The 21,505-nt window shown below is 36.5% G+C and carries 15 protein-coding genes and 3 tRNA genes; 16 read left to right on the forward strand and 2 right to left on the reverse strand.

Annotated elements, in window-relative coordinates:
* The first annotated feature begins 33 nt into the window (after positions 1–33).
* The 4 genes from K8089_RS08705 to K8089_RS08720 all read left to right on the forward strand — a co-directional run bounded on the left by K8089_RS08705 (position 34) and on the right by K8089_RS08720 (position 6,862).
* Entirely contained in the window at positions 34–2,796 is a 2,763-nt protein-coding gene (locus tag K8089_RS08705; protein ID WP_237602892.1) for a putative LPS assembly protein LptD, read from the forward strand.
* Between the two features lie 38 nt (positions 2,797–2,834).
* Positions 2,835–3,215 carry a Rid family detoxifying hydrolase gene (locus tag K8089_RS08710; protein ID WP_237602893.1) on the forward strand — a complete coding sequence of 127 codons (381 nt, stop codon included), beginning with the start codon at positions 2,835–2,837 and terminating at the stop codon, positions 3,213–3,215.
* Positions 3,216–3,487: 272 nt separating this feature from the next.
* Positions 3,488–5,956 carry a phospholipase D-like domain-containing protein gene (locus K8089_RS08715; RefSeq protein WP_237602894.1) on the forward strand — a complete coding sequence of 823 codons (2,469 nt, stop codon included), beginning with the start codon at positions 3,488–3,490 and terminating at the stop codon, positions 5,954–5,956.
* Between the two features lie 9 nt (positions 5,957–5,965).
* Positions 5,966–6,862: an endonuclease gene (locus K8089_RS08720; RefSeq protein WP_237602895.1), complete on the forward strand. Its 897-nt coding sequence runs from the start codon at positions 5,966–5,968 to the stop codon at positions 6,860–6,862.
* Here K8089_RS08720 and K8089_RS08725 read toward each other — a convergent pair.
* Positions 6,840–11,222 (reverse strand): translocation/assembly module TamB domain-containing protein, encoded by a 4,383-nt coding sequence (locus tag K8089_RS08725; RefSeq protein ID WP_237602896.1) that lies wholly within the window; start codon positions 11,220–11,222, stop codon positions 6,840–6,842. The two genes, K8089_RS08720 and K8089_RS08725, sit on opposite strands and share 23 nt — an antisense overlap.
* A 106-nt stretch (positions 11,223–11,328) precedes the next feature.
* Between K8089_RS08725 and tsaD the strand changes: the two genes are divergently transcribed.
* From tsaD to K8089_RS08775, 10 genes are all read left to right on the forward strand, one after another.
* Positions 11,329–12,351 (forward strand): tRNA (adenosine(37)-N6)-threonylcarbamoyltransferase complex transferase subunit TsaD, encoded by a 1,023-nt coding sequence (gene tsaD / locus K8089_RS08730; protein WP_237602897.1) that lies wholly within the window; start codon positions 11,329–11,331, stop codon positions 12,349–12,351.
* Positions 12,352–12,367: 16 nt separating this feature from the next.
* Positions 12,368–12,514 carry a hypothetical protein gene (locus K8089_RS08735; protein ID WP_237602898.1) on the forward strand — a complete coding sequence of 49 codons (147 nt, stop codon included), beginning with the start codon at positions 12,368–12,370 and terminating at the stop codon, positions 12,512–12,514.
* Positions 12,515–13,225 carry a 16S rRNA (uracil(1498)-N(3))-methyltransferase gene (locus K8089_RS08740; protein ID WP_237602899.1) on the forward strand — a complete coding sequence of 237 codons (711 nt, stop codon included), beginning with the start codon at positions 12,515–12,517 and terminating at the stop codon, positions 13,223–13,225.
* A gap of 66 nt (positions 13,226–13,291) precedes the next feature.
* Positions 13,292–13,948, forward strand: a complete 657-nt coding sequence (locus K8089_RS08745) for a DUF4159 domain-containing protein (protein WP_237602900.1) — start codon at positions 13,292–13,294, stop codon at positions 13,946–13,948.
* A 3-nt stretch (positions 13,949–13,951) separates the two neighbouring features.
* On the forward strand, positions 13,952–14,287 hold the full coding sequence (locus K8089_RS08750; RefSeq protein ID WP_237602901.1) for a hypothetical protein: 336 nt from the start codon (positions 13,952–13,954) through the stop codon (positions 14,285–14,287).
* A 66-nt stretch (positions 14,288–14,353) separates the two neighbouring features.
* Positions 14,354–15,448 (forward strand): AI-2E family transporter, encoded by a 1,095-nt coding sequence (locus K8089_RS08755; RefSeq protein WP_237602902.1) that lies wholly within the window; start codon positions 14,354–14,356, stop codon positions 15,446–15,448.
* 2 nt (positions 15,449–15,450) lie between these two features.
* Positions 15,451–16,620, forward strand: a complete 1,170-nt coding sequence (locus K8089_RS08760; RefSeq protein WP_237602903.1) for a THUMP-like domain-containing protein — start codon at positions 15,451–15,453, stop codon at positions 16,618–16,620.
* Between the two features lie 151 nt (positions 16,621–16,771).
* A tRNA-Ser gene (locus K8089_RS08765) sits at positions 16,772–16,855 on the forward strand.
* A gap of 54 nt (positions 16,856–16,909) precedes the next feature.
* Positions 16,910–16,984, forward strand: a tRNA-Pro gene (locus K8089_RS08770).
* A 142-nt stretch (positions 16,985–17,126) separates the two neighbouring features.
* Positions 17,127–17,200: transfer RNA gene (locus K8089_RS08775), tRNA-Arg, on the forward strand.
* A gap of 71 nt (positions 17,201–17,271) precedes the next feature.
* Here K8089_RS08775 and K8089_RS08780 read toward each other — a convergent pair.
* The gene (locus tag K8089_RS08780; RefSeq protein WP_237602904.1) at positions 17,272–19,317 is read right to left on the reverse strand and encodes an HD family phosphohydrolase; all 2,046 of its coding nucleotides are present in this window, start codon (positions 19,315–19,317) and stop codon (positions 17,272–17,274) included.
* A 129-nt stretch (positions 19,318–19,446) separates the two neighbouring features.
* Between K8089_RS08780 and K8089_RS08785 the strand changes: the two genes are divergently transcribed.
* Positions 19,447–20,625 (forward strand): acetyl-CoA C-acyltransferase, encoded by a 1,179-nt coding sequence (locus K8089_RS08785; protein WP_237602905.1) that lies wholly within the window; start codon positions 19,447–19,449, stop codon positions 20,623–20,625.
* Positions 20,626–20,657: 32 nt separating this feature from the next.
* Positions 20,658–21,407, forward strand: coding sequence for a C40 family peptidase (locus K8089_RS08790; protein ID WP_237602906.1), 750 nt, complete (start codon positions 20,658–20,660; stop codon positions 21,405–21,407).
* Positions 21,408–21,505: the final 98 nt, after the last annotated feature.

Raw genomic sequence — 21,505 nt, forward strand, 5'->3', positions numbered from 1 at the left:
TAAAAAAACGTACCCCAAAAAATATGTTTATTTTTGACCGTTTCAAATATTGAGCCAAATCTACAAAATAATAGCATTAGCGCATTGCAGACCAACGGGCATTACTTAACAATCTTTTTAACAATACTGCTACTTTGCAGCCACGTTTTGCGTGCGCAAGACCTTCCACAAAAGAATGAAGCCGAGCTTCCTAAAACAACGCAAAACGATACGCTTTCTGTAAACTTAAAACCGGTTGTTACCGAGTTAAACGAACAAACCCAAGACACCGTAAAGACAGACTCCATAAAACCTGCCAAAGAAATACTAACAGACGTGGTAGATTATTACGGCGAAGATTACGTTTTGCTGAACCGAAAGGAAAACAAAGTATATATGTACAACAACGCCTATATAATATACGGCGATATGCGCATTGATGCTGGATTAATAATTCTAGATTACAATAAAAACGAAGTTTACGCAAAGGGAATAGACAGCGCTGGAGTTTACAGTCAACGCCCTATTTTTGTGCAAGCCACTAATAAAGTTGAGCCAGATTCTATTAGATATAATTTTGATTCAGAAAAAGCTTTGGTTTTTAATAGCCGAACCGAACAAAATGGCTTTCGGGTAATTTCTGAAGTAACGAAAAAAGTAAACGACTCGGTAGTGTATTTACGGAATGTAAAGTTTACAACTTCAAAAAACATTGACGATCCCGAATATTATTTTTACACCCGCAAGGCCAAATTTGTTCCTAAAAAGAAGATTGTTACTGGTTTAACCAATATGTTTATTGCAGACGTACCCACTCCGGTTGGGCTGCCGTTTGCATACTTTCCTTTAACAGAAGATCGAACTTCAGGTTTCATTATCCCGTCGTTTGGCGATAATAATAGCAGAGGTTTCTTTCTTCAAAATGGTGGATATTACTTTGCCATAAACGATTATTTAGATTTAAGCCTACTGGGCGATTATTATACCAATGGTAGTTATGCGTTGCGCGGCGAAACCTCGTATGCATTTCGATATAAATTTAGAGGAAATGTTAGCGCACGGTTTGAGAAACTTATAGATGAAGAAAGAGGATTTCCGGGCTTTGGCGAAACAAGCATCTACAACATTCGGTGGTCGCATTCACAAGATCCAAAGAGCAGTCCAAACTCGCGTTTCTCGGCCTCTGTAAACATTGGGAGTAGTAAGTATTTTTCAGAATCTATAAACCAAACCAACAATGCCAGTGCTTTGGTAAACACTTTAAGTTCGTCTGTTTCGTATTCCAAAACATTTGAAGGCGAGCCACAAGTAAACCTCTCGTTGGCTGCAACACATTCGCAGAATACAAAAACGCAAGCTATTTCTATGTCATTGCCGAATATGAATGCGAGTGTTTCAAGAATTTATCCGTTCGCACCAAAAGACGGTACGAAAAAAGGGATTATCCAAAACATTAATTTTCAATATGATGTGAGTGCTGAGAACCGAATCCAAACTACAGATTCGCTGTTTTTTAAACCCGAAATGTTCAACACTGCACAAATTGGCGCGCAACACAACATACCATTAACTACTAACTTTAAAATTTTCAATTATTTAAGTGCTTCCGCAGGAACAAATTACCGAGAAACCTGGGTGTTAAAAAGTACTAGAAAGCGTTACGATGAAAACATAAATAACGGTTTGGGAGGTATTGTTCAAGATACCGTTGCAGGTTTTGAAAGCTACCGTACCTATAATTTTTCTACTAGTTTGGGAACAACACTCTACGGACTTTTTAACTTCGGAAACGATAAAAAAATTCAAGCCATTCGCCACGTAGTTCGTCCTTCTATTGGGTATAACATCAACCCTGCTTTTGATAGATATTACGATGAATTTCTCGTGCCCGAAACTGCAGATGAAGCTGCACATATTGTAGAATATTCACGTTTTGAAAATACACTTTACGGTGCCCCTAACAAAGTGTATTCCAGTAGCATCGGGATGTCGCTGAGCAATACTTTCGAAGCAAAAATGCGCGATCGCGATACCACGGCATTGGAACCCAAAAAAGTAACTTTGTTAAACAACTTAAACTTTTCTACGGCCTATAATCTTGCGGGCGATTCATTAAAATGGAGTCCGCTTCAGTTTACGGGAAGTATTCCTATAATTCCAAAGTTAGATTTCAACTTCAGCGGGAGTTTAGACCCCTATGCTTTAGATAGCAACAATAAAAAAATTGATGTTTTTAATATAGACAACGGTGGTAGTCTTTTCAGGTTAACCAATGCCAACATTAGTATAAACTACTCCTTCTCCAGTAAAGATTTTGATGGCAGTGGTCGTAAAAATTTAGACAGAACAGACAACGAAACTTTTAGAAATGGCGGACGCCCCGATGATCTTTTTGGAGAAGCTACTGATATTTACGACGGCCAAATTTATAAAGAAGACGAGGAAGAAGTTGACAAAACAAATGTAGCTTGGTATAATTACACAATTCCGTGGGATATGCGCTTGGCGTACACCATAACATACGGCAACGGGCAACGACAAAACGAAATCTCCAGCCAATCGCTAATGGTAAGTACTAATATGGAGCTTGCGCCACGGTGGACCGTTGGTGTTTCTTCGGGATACGACTTTAAAAATAAAGGAGTTACTTTAACGCAATTCCGTTTCCAGCGCGACTTAGAAAGCTGGCAAATGAGTTTTAATTGGTCGCCTATTGGTAGTATAAATACGGCTTGGTATTTCTTTATTGGCATAAAATCTTCGGTGCTTAGCGATATTAAATACGACAAACGTAGGGAGAGCGATAAAAGATTGTAATTTTAATTGAAATTTTAAATTCAAATACCATTTAACAAATGAAAACGATAATAACTACCGCCAACGCCCCTGCTCCAATTGGGCCGTATAATCAAGCAATTTTAAACGGAAATATGCTTTATACTTCGGGGCAAATTGCGATTGATCCAAAAACCGGAAACTTGGAAACAGACAATATTAAATCTGAAACCAAATTAGTAATGGAAAACCTAAAAGCAATTTTAACCGAAGCGGGAATGACTTTTGAAAACGTGCTGAAATCAAGCATTTTTATAAGTGATATGAATAATTTTGGTGCAATCAATGAAGTTTACGCTACTTATTTCAATGAAGCTACCGCTCCTGCACGCGAAACGGTTGAAGTTGCAAATCTTCCTAAATTCGTAAATGTGGAGATTTCTGTGATTGCTTCGTTTTAAATAGTTTAAATTTTGAAAATACTTTCTAATTTTCACTTTCAAAAATCTAAAAATAAATGCATTAAGGCTGAAATCTTCATTTTATTTTCAGTTCCATTTTAACTAAATACAATTCAATTTAACTATATTTGAGTAACCCATTTTCTACATAATTTGAAGTATGCAAGTCTGTTAGCTACTGTGAAGAGTTTTTAAAAAACCTCTTGACGTAAGTCGCGGTTGTATTTCAATAATTGCTAAACCTCCGTTTATTAATTGTCTAAATACTTCATATGCAACAATCGTCACCTTCCACTCGAAAAACTTCCAATTATAGCATTGTAATTGTTCTATTTCTCGCCTTTACGCTGCTAAGCTGCAGTCAAAAATTACTTCTAAATTCACCTTTGGCCACTACGCCAGACTACTTGGCACATAATAAATTTGTCGCTGAAAAAGCATTTGTATTAAAAGATAACGACCTTGCTTTTGCTTCAAAAATTGATATAATCAAAAACGCCAAAAAAGAATTGCGTCTTATTTATTATATCTACGATTTAGATGAAACCACCGCTTTTATGACCCATGCGCTTTTGGAAAAAATAAAAGCCGATAAAGATTTTAAGGTTAAGTTACTGGTAGATTATCAGTGGAATTATAAAAATCTCGACTTTTTTAGATGGATGGAAAATCAGCAACCCAACGGAATTCAGCAAATTGAAGTGCGTTTTTACAATCGTCCCGCTGTTTCTATAATTAAATTTGCCGAATTTATGACAATTGGTTGTGCTGGCGACAAAATTGGCGTACAAGAAACCACCCCAAACTGCGCTGCAGAAAAGACAAATTATTTAAAAAAATACGACGGCTTATTATTAAATGAAGCAGAAGCTGAAATGAGTTTAGAGGCTAAAATATTTTTAGCAGGATTTTATTCCAAAGACCCAAACGGCCTTTTATTTGCAACGCAATTGGGCTATGCGCGCGAATTGCAAAACATGACAGAAAATACCGCTGCAACTCCCACAATTACTGAAAGTGAAAAAGACAACTTAAAGAAAGTGATGAAATTGTATTGGACCGCTAAAACGGGAAATAACGCCCAAAAAATTCAAGCACAGATTCAGCTTTCAATAATTGGGTTGTTTTACGGCGATCAATTAAAACCCTTTTTAAATGGCCTGGAAACTATCTTGCCTTTTTCGCTTAAAAATATGGACGGCAGCGCAATGATGGCCAATAATGAAATGGATTATGTAACAGATTATTCGCATCATAAATTAATTTTAGCCGATAAAGAAGTGGCGCAATTGGGCGGTAGAAATTGTGCAAACGCATACCACATGCATCCCAACGATTTAGAAAAAAAATACATTTTTATGGACACCGATGTTTACATGCATTTAGATAGCATCGGTGGCGATATCTTGCAAAAAAGCTACGATGAACTTTGGAATTATACCCAAATGGTCGCCACAACTACAGACATAGAAAAGCACGCCCCAATTGGCTATTTATACTTAATTAATAAAGCGACAAAAATGGCGGAAGCTGCTTGTCCTAAAAATTTAAACGATTTGGAAAAACAAGGCTGCGCACTTCAAATATTTGTGCAGTTGCTAAATTCGAGCACTGAAGCTTTAGTTACTGAAAAACAAAAAGAATGGGGAACTAAATACGAAGCATTTTTACAGTCATATCAAAATAATTACTTGAGCAAAACGATAAATGCAAAACGATGGACGAGCTTAGATATGCTTTTCGACTCGAATAACGGCTATGTTCAAAACACTGCATTTAGCAACACTTTACATTCTGTGAACGATATTCCTATTGCAAATCAAGAAATGTTTTACGTTCAAAATGTACCTTTCAATTTAAGTATTCTTAAACGCGGAAAATTAAAAAATAGAAAATTTGGTTCGGAATACGGAAAGGAAATTGAACACGGTAAAATGATTCACAAAGTATGGGAAGATGCTTTCAACGATGCCTGCGCGAAGAGTAATTTAACCAATAAACCTGTTGAAATAATTATTCATCAAGGCTATTTTTCGCCAACTGAAGGCGTTGTTCACGAAATGAATAAATTAATGAACAAAAATAGCTGCCCAAATGTTACACTTAAAATTTACACCAATTCTATTGGCACAACAGATTTAACCCCCATAAATTTTATAGGAAGAAGACAAATGCAGTATCTACTTCAGAAAAACAAAGAATTTGACACAGATAGATTTCAATATTTCGAATATGATAAAGAACGGCTTACTCAAGAAGTAGCAGACAATTTCTCAACCGAAAATGGCGTTAAAGAAGTGGGTTCGTTTTCGCTTCACACAAAAGTGATGATTTTTGGTGACGATATTTATATAGGTTCGGCAAATGCAGAATTTAGAAGCTATATGATGGATACCAACAATGGCGTTTTTATAAAAGACGCGCCTGAATTAGTTGCCGCATATAAAAAGCTATTTGCAGAATTAGAAGCAAAACATATTGTCGTTGAAGCAAAGCATAGCATAAAATTTGATAATGCAGCACAACTTAGAATACAAGAGGAAAAAGATGTTGCAGCCCTATTAGACAGATACGCAATTAATGAACGGGAATCTATGGCAAACAGAAAAGCTGAACTAGAATTTTTTATACGCCAGTTTTATGCAACCTTAGATCAAGTTACAGCAGAAATGAAAAAAAGTTTAAAAAAGAAAAAATTAAAAGGCCCATCAAAATTAGACGAGCTTTTAAAAGTGTTTTAAAATTATAACTTGAAGAAAAAGATATCCATAATTAAATTAACCGCCGTCCTCGTTTCGTTCTTTTTCTTCGGAAATACAGTGCATTCAGCATTGCCTAATTCCGAAGTTCTCAGTGTTTATTTTTCAGATTCATTACTTTCAAATGACGAAAATTCTAGGGTTGAATTTGCCGTTTTTTCCGAAGATACGATTCCGCTAAAAAACTTAGTTCAAAATTATAAACCGCAGCACGTTTTAAGTTATGACGAGGCGCGAGCAGTAATGTACACTCAAATTTATAATATAAACGATACTGTAAGTTGTATGTATTCGGGTTATAAATTGCCGCTTTCACATACGCAAGAAAACCCAGTTTTAAAGTTGATGAAGCTTAATCCTTTCAACAGTATAATTGCTGAACACAGTTATCCAAAAAGTAAAGGAGCTAGCAATGGAAATGCTAAAAGCGACATGCATCATTTATTTCCCGTGCGTTTAAGCGTCAATGTTTCAAGATACAATCACCCTTTTGGTGATGTTACAGATGAAGAATGTGACGTTTGGTACACGGCCGACGACAAGTATAAATCTAAGCCCGATGAAGTTGAAACTTTTTGTGCAAAAGAAGGAAATAAAAAATTTGAACCGCAAGACAGCTTTAAAGGCAATGTTGCACGCGCAGTATTTTACTTTTACACTATGTATCGAGAAGAAGCCGATTTAGCCGACGATTCGTTTTTTGAATTGCAGCGAGAAACTTTATTAGCGTGGCACAAACAAGACCCCGTTGATGCGTTGGAATTAAAACGAACACTCCAAATTGCAGCATATCAATCTGGAAAAGCAAATCCATTTGTTTTAGACGAAACGCTAGCCGAGCGACTATATGATTATAAACACGGCGCTACTCCCCCTCTTCCTCGTTAATTGTTCCCTGTGGTTTAAAATCTACTGGGTAGGTGTTGTCGTCCGGAATTACGGGAAGTTCAGCTTCTACAGTTACTTTTTTATTGAAAAGTTTTCGGTAGAGTTCCTGAAACGTATTAAAATCTACGGAATATGAAATTCCCGTTCCTTGTTCAAAGATTTGATCTTCCCCGATAAATTGCAAATCTGCTTGGCGGTTAAAGAATTTCATTCGCAGACTTCCATCTTCGTTTATTAACCATTGTACTTCAATATCGCCCGCAACCGATGTTTCGTTTGCGCCACCAACAGGCACCCCTACTTTTCCGTTTATAAGTATGCGTTCATTTATTTGTGTAGAAAGTGTAATTCCAAAGCGGTCCGATGTTTCTTGGTTGGGAGTTTTGTTTCCTATTGAATAATCCAAACCAACTCTGAATTTACCATCCTGATCTGCAAACAAATTGTTTACCAAGCCAGAAACTCTGTCTGCAACTGTTCCCGCAAAAGCATTAGAACCAGCGTAGTTTTCACTTACAAATGAATTTGACGCCAACAAAAACAAAGCTTGATTTTGCATCTGTTCTTGGTTTTGCAATTTATACTGCAACTCACTTTTTAACGTAGAACTTACCCGCGGAAAATCTATATTAAATTTAAGTTCGGGTTGGGCCAGTTCGCCTTCCAAATCTACGTAAACTTCCACCGGAATTTTCGTGTTAACAGATGGATTGTCCAATAAAACCGAAGGATTTGCCTGCGTTTTATAAACAGCACTTAAGCTGAGATTTGCACGTTCGGGCGCGCCATCCCAAGTAATGTTTCCGCCGGGCACAACCCCAATGTTTCTTTGAATAATTCCACCATACCTAAAATCGTATTCTCCTTCATAAACTTGGAAATCGCCGTACATTTGGAATTTCCCATTTGTATTTATTTCAATAAGAAGTATTCCCGCGCCGCGTCCCTTTAAAGTGGAATTGTTTTCTTGGTCCACAACCACCTCTACTTCGGCATTATTATTTATGTCTAAATCGAAATTTAGAGCTAAACCTTTCACCCTTTCGGTAACAACCGTTTCTCCGTTAATGCGCGCTTCTTTTTCCTTGGGTGAAAGAAAATACACAAAGGAGTCATCGCCAATAGATTCGGTGTCGCTAATTGGGATTTTAAAGGTTGTACCCCGCTCGGTTGTGGCTTCAACATTTATCACCAATTCATCTACGGGGCCTATTATATCCGCACTTCCGCTAATAAATGCAGTTCCGTAATAAAGCGCATCCTCCTCCGGCGGCTTGTCTAAAACTAAAAGTCGGTCGGGCGCTTCAATGCGCAGATTTAATTCCCAATTTCCAAAATTCGTATGTGTGGCATTCCCCAAAAGAATACCTTCAGTTTCATATTTTGTATCGGTTATATTGGTGCGTCCTATTTCAAATTTATTTTTAGTAACCACTACTTGTGCGTTATTTTCTAAATTGAAATCGGTATTTAAATATGGAATCTTTAATCCGCTATTTTCTAACGTAAAACGACCTAAAATATCGGGGGATTTGTAACTTCCCGAAACGCGTGCATTTCCGGTAATTAGCCCGCGAATATCTGAAATTACATCAGCCCCAAAAGGACTTAAAGCTTGTAAATTAAATTGATTGAGATCTACGTTAAGTTGTATTTGCGGGTTTTTGGGAGCAACATCAATTTCTCCCACGGCATTGATAGATTTTACATTATTATTGATAAGCGAAGTGTTTATCCGGTATTTTGTGAGGTCTTCGTTCCCGTCAATTTTCAAACTTAAATCGCCAAAAAGAATTTCATTTATCTCCACACTATCAATTGTTACGGTGCTATTGGGATAATACGCACCGTTTTTCTGAATAAAATCGAACTTACCATTAACATTTCCTTTAAGTCGAAGACTGTCAATTTCTGGTGTAATATTGCCAATATTTACATTGTTGAAACGTACCTTAATATCTTTATATGTTGAATCCCGAAGCACACCAGCCATTTGAATTAATTCATCATTATGGTTGAGAACTAATGAATCTATTCGTATTTCCCTGAAATTATCGTCGAAAACCACTTTGTTTAAACGATTGTTGTTTTCGTTTAAATACCAAACATTACCTTTATACGTAATATCAGATTTTTTTACACCAATTACTGATTTGCCTTCGCGGTTAATTGTATGGTAAAGTGAAAGGTTGAATAGGTCTTGTTTCTTCGGCCCACCCGCAAATTCTGAACGCACGTACATAGTATCATTCAGTGTTTTATTTATGACATTTAAATCTTTAAGATTGTAAAAACCTGTATAAACAGAATCAGCAGCTATGTATGTGTTATATAACGGATTATCATTATCTACTTGAACGTTTAATTTACTTATATAATTATTAAACAGAAGAATTTCGGGTGAGCGAAAATCGAGTTCAAATTTAGATTCATCGGAATACACCGAACCTTTTATTCGGGTATTATCCCCTAGTTTCAACTGTGGCACAAAAACGTCTACAATTTTGTTATACACCACAAATTCATAATCTATATATTGATTTGTAGTAACTTCCTGTGGAATGTAATTTGCATAAATACTCGCAATACCATTCTGAAAAAGATTTGGAATATCTTTAATTAAAAACTCGCCCGTAATCTTTCCATTTATAATATCGGGCGAATTAATTTCAATAGTTCGCACCGAATCCTGAAAGGTTGAAGTAATCTTAAAATCGTCAAAATAGTAGTAATCGCGTTCGTTTTGGTAAAACGTTTGACTAAAATTAATGGTTCCCACTACATCGTCAATCGTTTTGCCATCCATATCTACAACCACTTTACCGGTAAAAACAGAGATACTATCGCGGGTTATAAGATTGAGCTTATTTAAATCTGAAAACTCCACATCTGCTTCAAAATCTAAATGATTGGTTTCTTTAGAAGCATCTATCAATCCTTTAAACTCAAGTTTTAAATTTGGATCGTTAATAGAGAGTTCGCCATTAAAAAGTGGATTTTTAAGATTGCCCGAAACTACAATGTTTTTGTAATTATAACCTTCAAAATTGAAGGAGGAAACCTTCCCTGAAACCTCCGTGTTTACAGTGTTTTTATCAAAACCACGTCCGTCAAAATTAAGGTTAGCAGTCATTTTTCCGAGGGAAGTAGTATTGGCAATTTTTCCTAAGTTGAAGTTGGTAAGCACAATATTTCCTTTGTAATAAGCATTATCAATATTGCTGATGTTGCCTATTTTTAAATCGAGCTTGGCTTGTCCAATTCCACTGGTTAAATTGCTTTTAGAATTTAGCTCATTTCCTATAATTGAAGTATTGCCGCTAAGCGTGAAACTTTTTAGCTCCTTCAATTCCACGGGAACTACATTGCCTAAAACGCGTGGCATAAACCTTCTTAAATCGTAATAATTTGTAGCTATATAATGATTGGTCCCAATAACGGCATATGTTTTATTAGAATCTAAAATATTTTGAAATGCATAATCGCCTTGAATAAAAGTATCGCCTGTTTCAAATTTCAGATTGGTAGCAGTAAAATCATTTAGCGTACCTTTTAACTCTGTGTCCAACTTTATAACTTGATTGGGTCCAAATTCATTGTAAAATCCGTTTAAGTCGTTGGTTGCTAATTTTGAATTATTCAAAGTGGCCGTAATTAGCACATCGTTTTCAAAATCTGCCATTCCGTTTTTTGCAAAATCTAAATCTATGTCGCCAATAATATGCGATTCGGTGGTTTTTAAATTTAAATCTTTAAGGGTAATATTTGTTAATGAATACGAAAAATCTGCCTGCAAATCTTCAACTACGAAACCCCGAGACGAAACCAAAGACATCCTTTTAATATTGGTTGTTACTTCGGGGCCGTTTATTTTTAAATTTTCGGCAACGACATTTACATTTTCTAAAATAAAAACGTCTGGGTTGTCTAAGTTTTCGTTGATTATTTTAACACGGGTATTTGTTAATTCAACATCATTACTAAAAAGTGAAAAAGGCGAAGTGCTGGGTTTGCCGGTATCAAATTTTTCTGCAAAAATGGAGAGATTATCAGTTTCTTCGTCTTTATAAGTTTTAACGTAAAGCTTAGCATTGTTTAAAACAATATCGCCAAAACCCAGGTCGCCATTTATTAAATTTTGAAGACTTATAATATTGGTTTGAACCTCTTTGCTGTAAATAAGTGTATCGTTATGGTGATCGGCAATATATACCTCTCTAATATCTACTTCGCCTTTCCAGTTAAGGCCTAAGCGATTAATATTAATGTTTGTCCCGTAGGTTTCGTTAAGGTCGTCGGTTACTTTTTTAGCTACTTTAGTTTGAACCGCAGGAATTGAAAAAATAATAATTATAAGCACGAGCAGCAATACGATGATTACGAAGGCACGAACTATTATTTTGCGAAGTTTTTTGATACGCTTTTAATGTTTTATTTTTACAACCAATAAATATACCCCTTTCACTTTGATCCAAAAAAATTGTTACATTCTCGGTATTGAATCTTCCTGCGACGATACAGCCGCTGCCGTTATTAACAACGCAGAAATATTGAGCAATGTTGTTGCTACACAAGCAATTCACGAACAATATGGCGGTGTGGTGCCAGAGCTAGCCTCGCGTGCTCACCAACAAAATATTGTGCCAGTAGTTCACCAAGCGTTGCAAAGAGCAAATATCGATAAAAAACAGTTATCTGCCATCGCTTTTACGCGCGGACCCGGCCTTATGGGGTCGCTGCTCGTAGGCACCTCATTTTCAAAATCTTTGGCGCTCGGGCTGGGCATTCCATTAATAGATGTAAACCATATGCAAGCGCATATTTTGGCACATTTTATTAAAGCTGAAGGACAAGTAGCTCCAAACTTTCCGTTTTTGGCGATGACCATTAGCGGCGGTCACACGCAAATTGTAAAAGTGACCGATTATTTTGAAATGGAAATATTAGGCCAAACCATAGACGATGCCGTAGGCGAAGCCTTTGATAAAAGCGCGAAAATTCTCGGCCTTCCCTATCCTGGCGGACCGCTGGTTGATAGATACGCCCAAAAAGGAAATCCGAAAGCCTTTAAATTTCCGAAGCCAAAGGTTTCACCAATGGATTTCAGTTTTAGCGGGTTGAAAACGTCGGTGCTGTATTTTGTGCAAAAGGAAGTGGCTAAAAACCCCGATTTTATTTCAGAAAACATCGAAGATATTTGTGCCAGCATTCAGTTTACAATCGTAGATTATTTAATGGAAAAACTTAAAAATGCCGTAAAAAAGACGGGCATTAAAGAAATTGCCATTGGCGGTGGTGTTTCGGCGAATAGCGGAATTAGAAATGCTTTAAAGGAAGCTGAAACAAAATACGGCTGGAAAACACACATCCCAAAATTTGAGTTTTGCACAGATAATGCAGCAATGATTGCCATTGTTGGCGAATTAAAATACAAAACTCAAAATTTTGCCGAGAATAATGTAGTAGCTTCGGCCCGAATGAAGTTTTAATCATTTCGAAACCGAAATGACACGACTAAATATGCATCCCAATTCCGAAGAAATACTGAAACGAATTCGAATTGCCCTCAATCCGTGGAATAACGATATTGAAGAGAAATTACATCAATGGACGGAAAGTGGTGTTGCGCAGGTAAAAACAAAATTGAAATAAATGCAGCTTTTTTACAATCCAAATATTTCAGAAAATTCTAAGGAAATTGCTTTCGATAAAGAAGAAAGTAGGCACATTATTAAAGTATTGCGAATGAAAGCAGGCGATACTTTTAAAATTACCAATGGAACTGGTTTGTTTTTTAATGCCGAAATAACAAGTGCAAACCCAAAAGGATGTTTGGTGAAAATTCTTTCCGAAGAAAAACAGCCACCCCTGCCCTACGAGCTACATTTGGCGGTTGCGCCCACAAAACTGAACGATCGTTACGAATGGTTTTTAGAAAAAGCTACGGAAATTGGCATTACTGAAATCACCCCAATTATTTGCGACCACAGCGAACGCAAAGTAATTAAACCGGAGCGCTACCAAAAAATTCTTCAAAGCGCGATGAAACAATCGCTGAAAGCGTATTTGCCAATTCTAAACGAAGCAATTTCATTTAAAGAATTTGTTAATTCAGAAATAGCTTCGGACAGTTTAAAATGTATAGCACATTGTGAAGAAACCGATAAAAAATCGTTGAAATCGGTTTTAGTTCCGAAGAAAAAATTTATAATTCTAATTGGCCCTGAAGGCGATTTTTCTTCGGAAGAAATAGCACTTGCAAAAAAGTCCGGATTTATTCCTGTTGCTTTGGGCGACAGTAGGTTGCGAACCGAAACTGCGGCAGTCGTGGCTTGCCATAGTGTTGCTTTCGTCAATGAATAATAAAATAGCTAACAGGTTTTCAAAACTTATTAGGTTTATCTGCCCTATTTTGTACTTTTGAAAACTATGCGAAAAACACTCTTTTCAATATTCTTTTTTGTGCCACTTGTTTTTGGCATTGGTAGTATTTCAGCTCAAGAAATTGCGTTGCTGCAATACGGCGGTGGCGGCGACTGGTATGCAAATCCAACTTCGTTGCCCAATTTGGTGAAATTCTGCAATGAGCAAATTAGCACGACCATAAAGGAAAAACCCGAAACAGTTACCCCCGGAAGTATAGATATTTTTGATTATCCTTTTGTACATATGACGGGGCACGGAAACGTCTTTTTTTCTTCCGAAGAAGCTGAAAACCTCAGAAATTATTTGGTGAGCGGCGGCTTTCTCTACATAGACGACAACTACGGAATGGACAAATATATAAGAAAGGAGCTCGTTAAAATTTTCCCGAACGCCGAATTAAAAGAGCTGCCCACAAACTTCCCGTTATTCAATTACTTTTATAAATTTCCGCAAGGAATGCCCAAAATTCACGAACACGATGGCGGCCCACCGCAGGCATTTGGCATTTTTGTGGATGGCAGGTTGGTTTTACTTTACACTTTTGAAACCGATCTTGGCGACGGTTGGGAAAATCCCGAAGTACACAACGATCCGCCAGAAGTTAGACTAAAAGCACTCCAAATGGGCGCCAATATTATTAAATACGTATTTGAAAATTAATACATGCAATTGAGTTATTATTGCCGTTCCTGCAAAAAGAAAAACTATATAAGTTCAAAAGCAAATAATAGGTTTGAGCTGCAGGCGCAATTTGGAGATGAAATAAACAATCGTTGTTCGCACTGTGGCACATTCGAAAAAAAACACATCAATCGTCTTATTGCTGAACCTTCTAAATTTATTGGACTCTTCTGTTTTGGACTGGCAATTTTGCTTTCGGGAGCTGTTTTTATTTTAGGTTTTATCGCAACACTTACATTTACAATCCCAATTTACATTTACTTTAATGCTCAAAAAAGAGCGAGCGATTTCAACAAAGTGATGATTTCCCGAAAATAAGTTTTAATTAATATTCCTTAACAAAACTTTGCTTTTTCATACTTTGGAATATAGTATATTTACGAAGTGAAGACCACTGCAAAAGCAATAACCTTAGGTATTTTAAGAGCACTCGGCGTGCTCGTAGGTATAATATTATTGTTTTGGTTTCTCTATGAAATTCAAGCACTTATTCTATTTATTGGTCTCGCACTAGTGCTTTCTTTAATAGGAAGACCCGTAGTTTTATTTCTCAAAAATAGATTGAAGTTCGGGAATACTTCCGCTTCTGTACTAACCCTACTTCTCATAATTTGTGCTTTCAGTTTGGTGGTGAGTATTTTTGTTCCCATAATTATTGAACAGGGCAAAAACATTTCGCAAATAGATTTTGAACAAGTTAAGCGCGATTTAAATGAATTAAATATTCAGGCTAGCGATTATTTAGGAGTCGATCATTTTCAACTAGTTGAAGCGGTTAAACGTACAACCTACGTTCAAAATATGAATGTTGAAATTATACCGAGTTTTATTAATATTTTCTTCGGAAATATAGGCAGTACGATTATAGGTGTTTTTTCGGTATTGTTTATTTCGTTCTTTTTGTTGCGTGATGAAAGCCTAATTGCGAATTCAGTTTTAGTATTTGCAAAAGACGAAAACGAAGTAAAGTTTAAACGTATTTTAATTAAAATAAAAGAATTGCTTTCCAGGTATTTTATTGGCCTATTACTACAAATTTTTATACTCGCGCTATTCTATGCCGTTTTATTATTATACTTAGATATTCGCGATGCTGTGGCCGTGGCACTTATATGTGCTTTTTTAAATATTGTACCGTATTTAGGACCAGTAATAGGTTGGGTTTTAATGATGTTTGTTATAGTTTCCAACAACTTGGGCGCCGATTTTTCCACCGGACTTTTGCCGTTGTTAGTAATAGCCACCAGTGGTTATGGAATAGCACAGGTTTTTGATAATTTTATTTCGCAACCTGTAATTTTTGGCCACAGTGTTCGGTCACATCCTTTAGAAATATTTATTGCAATACTTGTGGCAGGATATGTTTTTGGTATTCCAGGAATGATCCTTGCCGTACCTACATATACCGCCATAAAAGTAATTGCGAAAGAATTCCTCTCTGAATATAAAGTTGTAAAACGACTCACCCGAAATTTATAAAATTGTTCAATAAATATCTTTTAAATAACGAAGTACAGCATTATATTACAAATTTTGAAGATGATGTTTCAAAATTGGCTTTTGCCGGAAGTCCATTTAAAAATGTTACTGCTCAAGAATTAATACAACAAATTGAAAGCAGAAAGCGAATTGAAAAAAAACTGTCTTCATGGTTTAAAACACAAAATATTTTATTTCCACCGAAATTAAATTTAGAGCAGACTTCTTCCGAAATTACTGCAAAATACAAGGCATCGTTGGTCAACGGAAATACACTTGCCGATATTACTGGCGGTTTTGGAGTGGATAGTTATTTCTTTTCAGAAAAATTCAACACTGTTTATCATTTTGAAATAAACGAAACGCTTTCGGCATTGGCGACACATAATTTTAAGGTCTTCGGAAAAACAAACATTAATTGCGAAACTAAGGATGGTTTACAAGCAATTTTAAAACAAAACTTCGATGTAATTTATGCAGATCCTTCACGCCGCCACAATAGAAAAGGTAAAGTGTTTTTCCTGAAGGATTGCCAGCCAGATATTCCGTCAAATATTTCAGAAATATTAAATAATTGCAAAGTTTTTCTTTTAAAAACTTCGCCAATGCTTGACATTTCAGTAGGATTGAACGAATTACAAAATGTAGCCGAAATACACATAGTTGCAGTTGAAAATGAAGTGAAGGAATTGTTGTGGCTGCTTAAAAAGGATACTTCTGCAAACATTAAAATAAAAACAATTAATTTTACAAAGCTTGGATTAGAATCTCTCAATTTTAATTGGAATACGCCTACTACTGCTACCTACAGTTTGCCTCTAAAATATCTATTTGAACCCAATGCTGCTATTTTAAAAAGTGGTGCTTTTAGTTTTATTTCGGAAAAATTGAAACTGCATAAACTTCACCAAAACACCCATCTTTACACGAGTAACACCCTTCAAACTTTCCCAGGCCGCAGTTTTTTAATTGAAAAAATAGTGCCTTATACGAAATCTGAAATGCGTTCGGCCCTAACTTTTAAAAAAGCAAATGTTGCCACAAGAAATTTTCCTGAATCGGTAGCGACTCTTCGTAAGAAATGGAAGATTGCCGACGGAGGCGATGTTTATTTATTTTTTGTGACAAATGCTGAAAACCGGAAGGAAATGTTAGTGTGCAGTAAGATTTAGAAATATTTATAAAGTTTTATTTAGTGCCAATACACTGGAATTAAAACACTTTAAAATTTATCTTTAAAAAAGGCTCTTTTTTGTTTGCATTATTACAATTGAAAACATACATTTGCACTCGCATTTTAGGATGACAAGTTCATAAAAAATTGGAGAGGTGCCGGAGTGGTAACGGAGCAGATTGCTAATCTGTCGACGGGCAACCGTCGCCAGGGTTCGAATCCCTGTCTCTCCGCATTAGAGTTTTGAGAAACTCCAAAATACAGTGAACAATATTTATTGCTGTTCACGGGGTGTAGCGTAGCCCGGTTATCGCGCCTGCTTTGGGAGCAGGAGGTCGCAGGTTCGAATCCTGCCACCCCGACAAAAAGCCGGACAATTAAAATTGTTCGGCTTTTTTATTTCTTAATTGGTTGCATAGCGCTCCCGATAGCTATCGGGAAGATAGAGCACTTCTATAATCAACTGGAAGGTTCTGTATAATTAGGAAATAATAACCATATAATGGTCGCATAGCTCAGCTGGATAGAGCACCTGCCTTCTAAGCAGGCGGTCGAAGGTTCGAATCCTTCTGCGATCACTCTTAACCCTTGTAGCCTTAGGTTGTGAGGGTTTTTTGTTTTTAAAATTCAATTTTAATAGCATTTGCACTTACTCCGGATATTCCACTCGTAAATGATAAATGTTGTTCAATTTCTTTTTTAGCACTTTCTTTATCATCTCAATTTCTTTAAAGGTAATATTCGCATTTAAAAACTGACCTTGCGCCATTTGGTTGTTAATTATCTTTTCAACAAACTCGTCGATGCTTGTAGAAGAAGGTTCTTTTAAACTTTTACTTGCCGCTTCAACGCTATCTGCCATCATTAAAATAGCTGTTTCCTTTGAAAAGGGAATTGGTCCCGGATAAATAAAATCTTCTTTATTGGCCTCGCCGTGCTCTTCCCTCTCTTTACTGTAGAAATAGTAAACCAGACTTGTTCCGTGGTGGGTTCTAATAAAATCTATCACCCGATCGGGAAGATTGTGTTTTCTGGCTATTTCTATTCCTTTTATTACGTGGTCTATAATTATTTTGGCACTTTCCTTTGGATCTAATTCATTATGCGAGTTGATTGAATTTGCTTGGTTTTCGGTAAACATGGTGGGGTTCTGCATTTTACCAATATCGTGATAAAGTGCCCCTACCCTAACAAGCATACTGTTAGCTCCAATTTCGTTTGCCGCAGCTTCGGCTAAATTAGCAACATTTAAAGAATGGTGAAAGGTGCCAGGAGCCTTGTTTGAAAGTTCCTTTAGCAGTTTTGAATTTGTATCGCTCAATTCTAATAATGAAACATCTGAAACCAAACCAAAGATTTTTTCATAGAAATAAATTAGCGGATGGGCAAAAAGCGTTGCCAAACCACAAAGAATAAAATATCCAAAGTTTTCCCACTGTAACGTTTGTATGTTTCCTTCTTGAATTACAAAGAAGGCAAAATACCCAAGAATGTATATTAAAGTTATTTGCCCAACCGAAATAAACAGGTTTGCCCTTTTGTACAATTCTGAAACCGTAAGTATTGTTACGATACCCGCAATAAATTGTAAAAACATATATTCAAAACTATTGGGCACAATAAAACCAAGTAACAATATGGTTAAAACGTGCACGAAAAGACCAACGCGAGGATCAAAAAATGCTTTTAAAATAAGCGGCAGAATGCATATGGGAACCACGTAAACATAATCTGAATGAACCTTTAACACCAAGGTGGTTAAAAAAACCATCAGTAAAATGTTGAAGAAAATAAAGGTGACTTTGGTATTGTTGTGATAAATATAGGGTCTGTAGTTTTTCAGAAATAAAAATAGCATTAAAAACACTAATGAAACGAGCATAGAATAACCAACTAACAACCACAAATAGTTGTTCTTACTCCAAATCTGACTGTCAAATTCGGCTTTAAGCGAATTTAAAACCTGATATTTATCGCCTTCCACTACTTCGCCTTTTGCAATTATTCGCCCTCCTTTTTCAATAATACCCCTGTTTGGATTTATGGTTTTTATTTCGGCGTCAATAGAAGCTTCGGTAAGTTTTGTGTTGAGCTTTACATTGGGATCTAATACTTCACTCAAAAGATTATATAGCAAGGCTTGGGCGTCTTCTATGTTATTTTTTTCAACGAGCTCTCTAATTTTTTTGTTTAAATTTTCCTTTTTAAACAATTGCGAATAACTTCGTTCTTCAATCTCGTTACCATTTTTAAGATAAATGAGCTTATCGCCATCATAGGTGTGGATTTCATCTGTCACCCCTTTTTTATAAGTTTCAGAAATAAATCTATCTCCTATCTTTTTTATCGTGTTTTGAGGGGTTGCATACAAACTATCTACATATTTTGTTTCAAGCTTGTTATTGAAATTTTCTAATACACTTGCTTCAATTTCGTTGTTATATTCAAAATACGGAACTGCATTATTTCTAATTTGCTCCCTTTCTTTTTTAAGTGTATCTTCATGTTTCTTTATAGTAAAGCTAAAAGGAGCATACAGGTTTTCGTATTGCCAAGGCTTCCCTTTTTGAAAATTATATTTAAACTGCCCGCCTTTCGGCAAAAAGTAAATAACTAATAACGTGGAAAGTATAAAAAGAAAAACCTTGTAAATAAGGGACTGGTTTTTTGCGAATAAAGAAAAAAGGTTCTTCATATAAATATTAGTTGTAGTAAAGGTATAAATTAGGAACGAGTTATCCCAAAACCAATACCTGCAAAGATTGATATTTAAGTTATAAATCCGTAATTTCGCAGTCCTTATTTCAAATATAAAAACAGTAGTATGAGTAATAAAGTAGTTATTGTATCGGCAGCCAGAACTCCAATTGGAAGTTTTATGGGTAGTCTTTCATCGCTTACCGCAGCCCAACTGGGTTCCGCAGCTATAAAAGGTGCATTGAAAAAAATAGATTTAGAGCCGTCTTTGGTTCAGGAAGTTTATATGGGCAACGTGGTTCAAGCCGGTGTGGGACAGGCGCCTGCACGTCAAGCCGCCCTTGGTGCTGGTATTCCTGATACGGTACCTGCTACAACTGTTAATAAAGTTTGTGCTTCGGGAATGAAAGCCGTTATGAATGCAGCGCAAGCTATTGCCCTTGGCGATGCCGATGTTGTAATTGCAGGCGGTATGGAAAGCATGAGCAATATTCCACATTACGTACATATGCGCAATGGAACTAAATTTGGACCAGCTACCTTAATTGATGGCATGCAAAAAGATGGTTTGGTAGATGCTTACGATCATAACGCAATGGGAACCTGTGCAGATCTTTGCGCTACGGAATACGAATTTTCTCGTGAAGATCAAGATGCTTTCGCAGTAAAATCTTACGAGCGCTCTGCAAAAGCTTGGGCAGATGGAAAATTTAATGAAGAAGTAGTGCCCGTTGAAGTACCACAACGTCGTGGAGAGCCGGTAATAGTTTCGGAAGATGAAGAGTTTAAGAATGTAAAAATGGACCGAATTGCTACCTTACGTCCAGCATTTACAAAAGACGGCACCGTTACTGCAGCAAATTCTTCAACAATAAATGATGGTGCAGGCGCTATGGTTTTAATGAGTGAAACAAAAGCAAAAGAATTAGGACTTACTCCATTAGCATATATTAAAAGTTACGCCGATGCAGCACAGGAACCAAAATGGTTTACAACTGCTCCGGCAAAAGCACTTCCTAAAGCGATTGCAAAAGCGGGAATTGAGATGAATGATGTAGATTATTTTGAGTTTAACGAAGCCTTCGCGGTTGTTGGACTTGCAAATATGAAAATATTAGGGCTGAACGATAGTAATGTAAACGTAAACGGTGGCGCGGTATCCTTGGGCCATCCTCTGGGTTGCAGTGGCGTTCGAATCTTGATAACACTTCTTAACGTGCTAAAACAAAACGACGCCAAAGTTGGTGCCGCAGCTATATGTAATGGCGGTGGCGGTGCTTCGGCCATGGTAATTGAAAGAATCTAAAAACAACCGTAACTGTCATCAATAATTTCTGAATGGATTACGGTATCTGTAATTTGAGTATTGTTCCGCTTAGGGCCGAAGCTTCCGATGCTAGCGAAATGGTGACGCAGGTATTGTATGGCGAACATTTCAAAATATTGGAAACACGGAAAAAATGGAGCCGAATCCGCTTGGCTTTTGACGCCTATGAAGGTTGGATAGACAACAAACAATTTTTAAATATTACCGAAGAAGATTATTCAAATTTCGAGGAAATACCTTCAAAATTATCTTCAGATTTAGTGGATTTTGTTACTGTTTCGGAAAATCAATTGTTTTCAATTTGTGTAGGAAGCAGTGTTTCTGCATCGGAATACTTAAATCATCAATTTGAAGGGAGATTTGTTTCGGCAATGCTTTCGAAGGAACATTTAATTGAAACAGCCCTACTCTACTTAAACACTCCGTATTTATGGGGTGGCAAAAGTCCGTTTGGAATTGATTGTAGCGGCTTTACACAAATGGTTTACAAATTAAATGGATATAAACTTAAACGCGACGCTAGCGAACAAGCGACACAAGGAGAAGCTCTAAGTTTTATTGAAGAAAGTGAACCGGGAGACTTAGCTTTTTTTGACAATGAAGAAGGCAAAATTACACACGTGGGTATTATAATGAGTGATAATTATATTATTCACGCGCACGGCAAAGTACGGATTGACCGATTAGACCACAGTGGTATTTTTAGTTATGAAATGCGCCAACATACCCACAAACTGCGTGTAATTAAACGAATTATTTAAAGTAAAAGAGGCTGTCTAAAAAGGGCAGCCTTTTTTCATGGTCAATCAGCATAAATTTCGTATCTTCATGCCATGAAAGCAAGCCCTGTATGGAAGAC

This window comes from Aequorivita vitellina (assembly GCF_022008365.1).
GTDB classification, from domain to species: Bacteria; Bacteroidota; Bacteroidia; order Flavobacteriales; family Flavobacteriaceae; genus Aequorivita; species Aequorivita vitellina.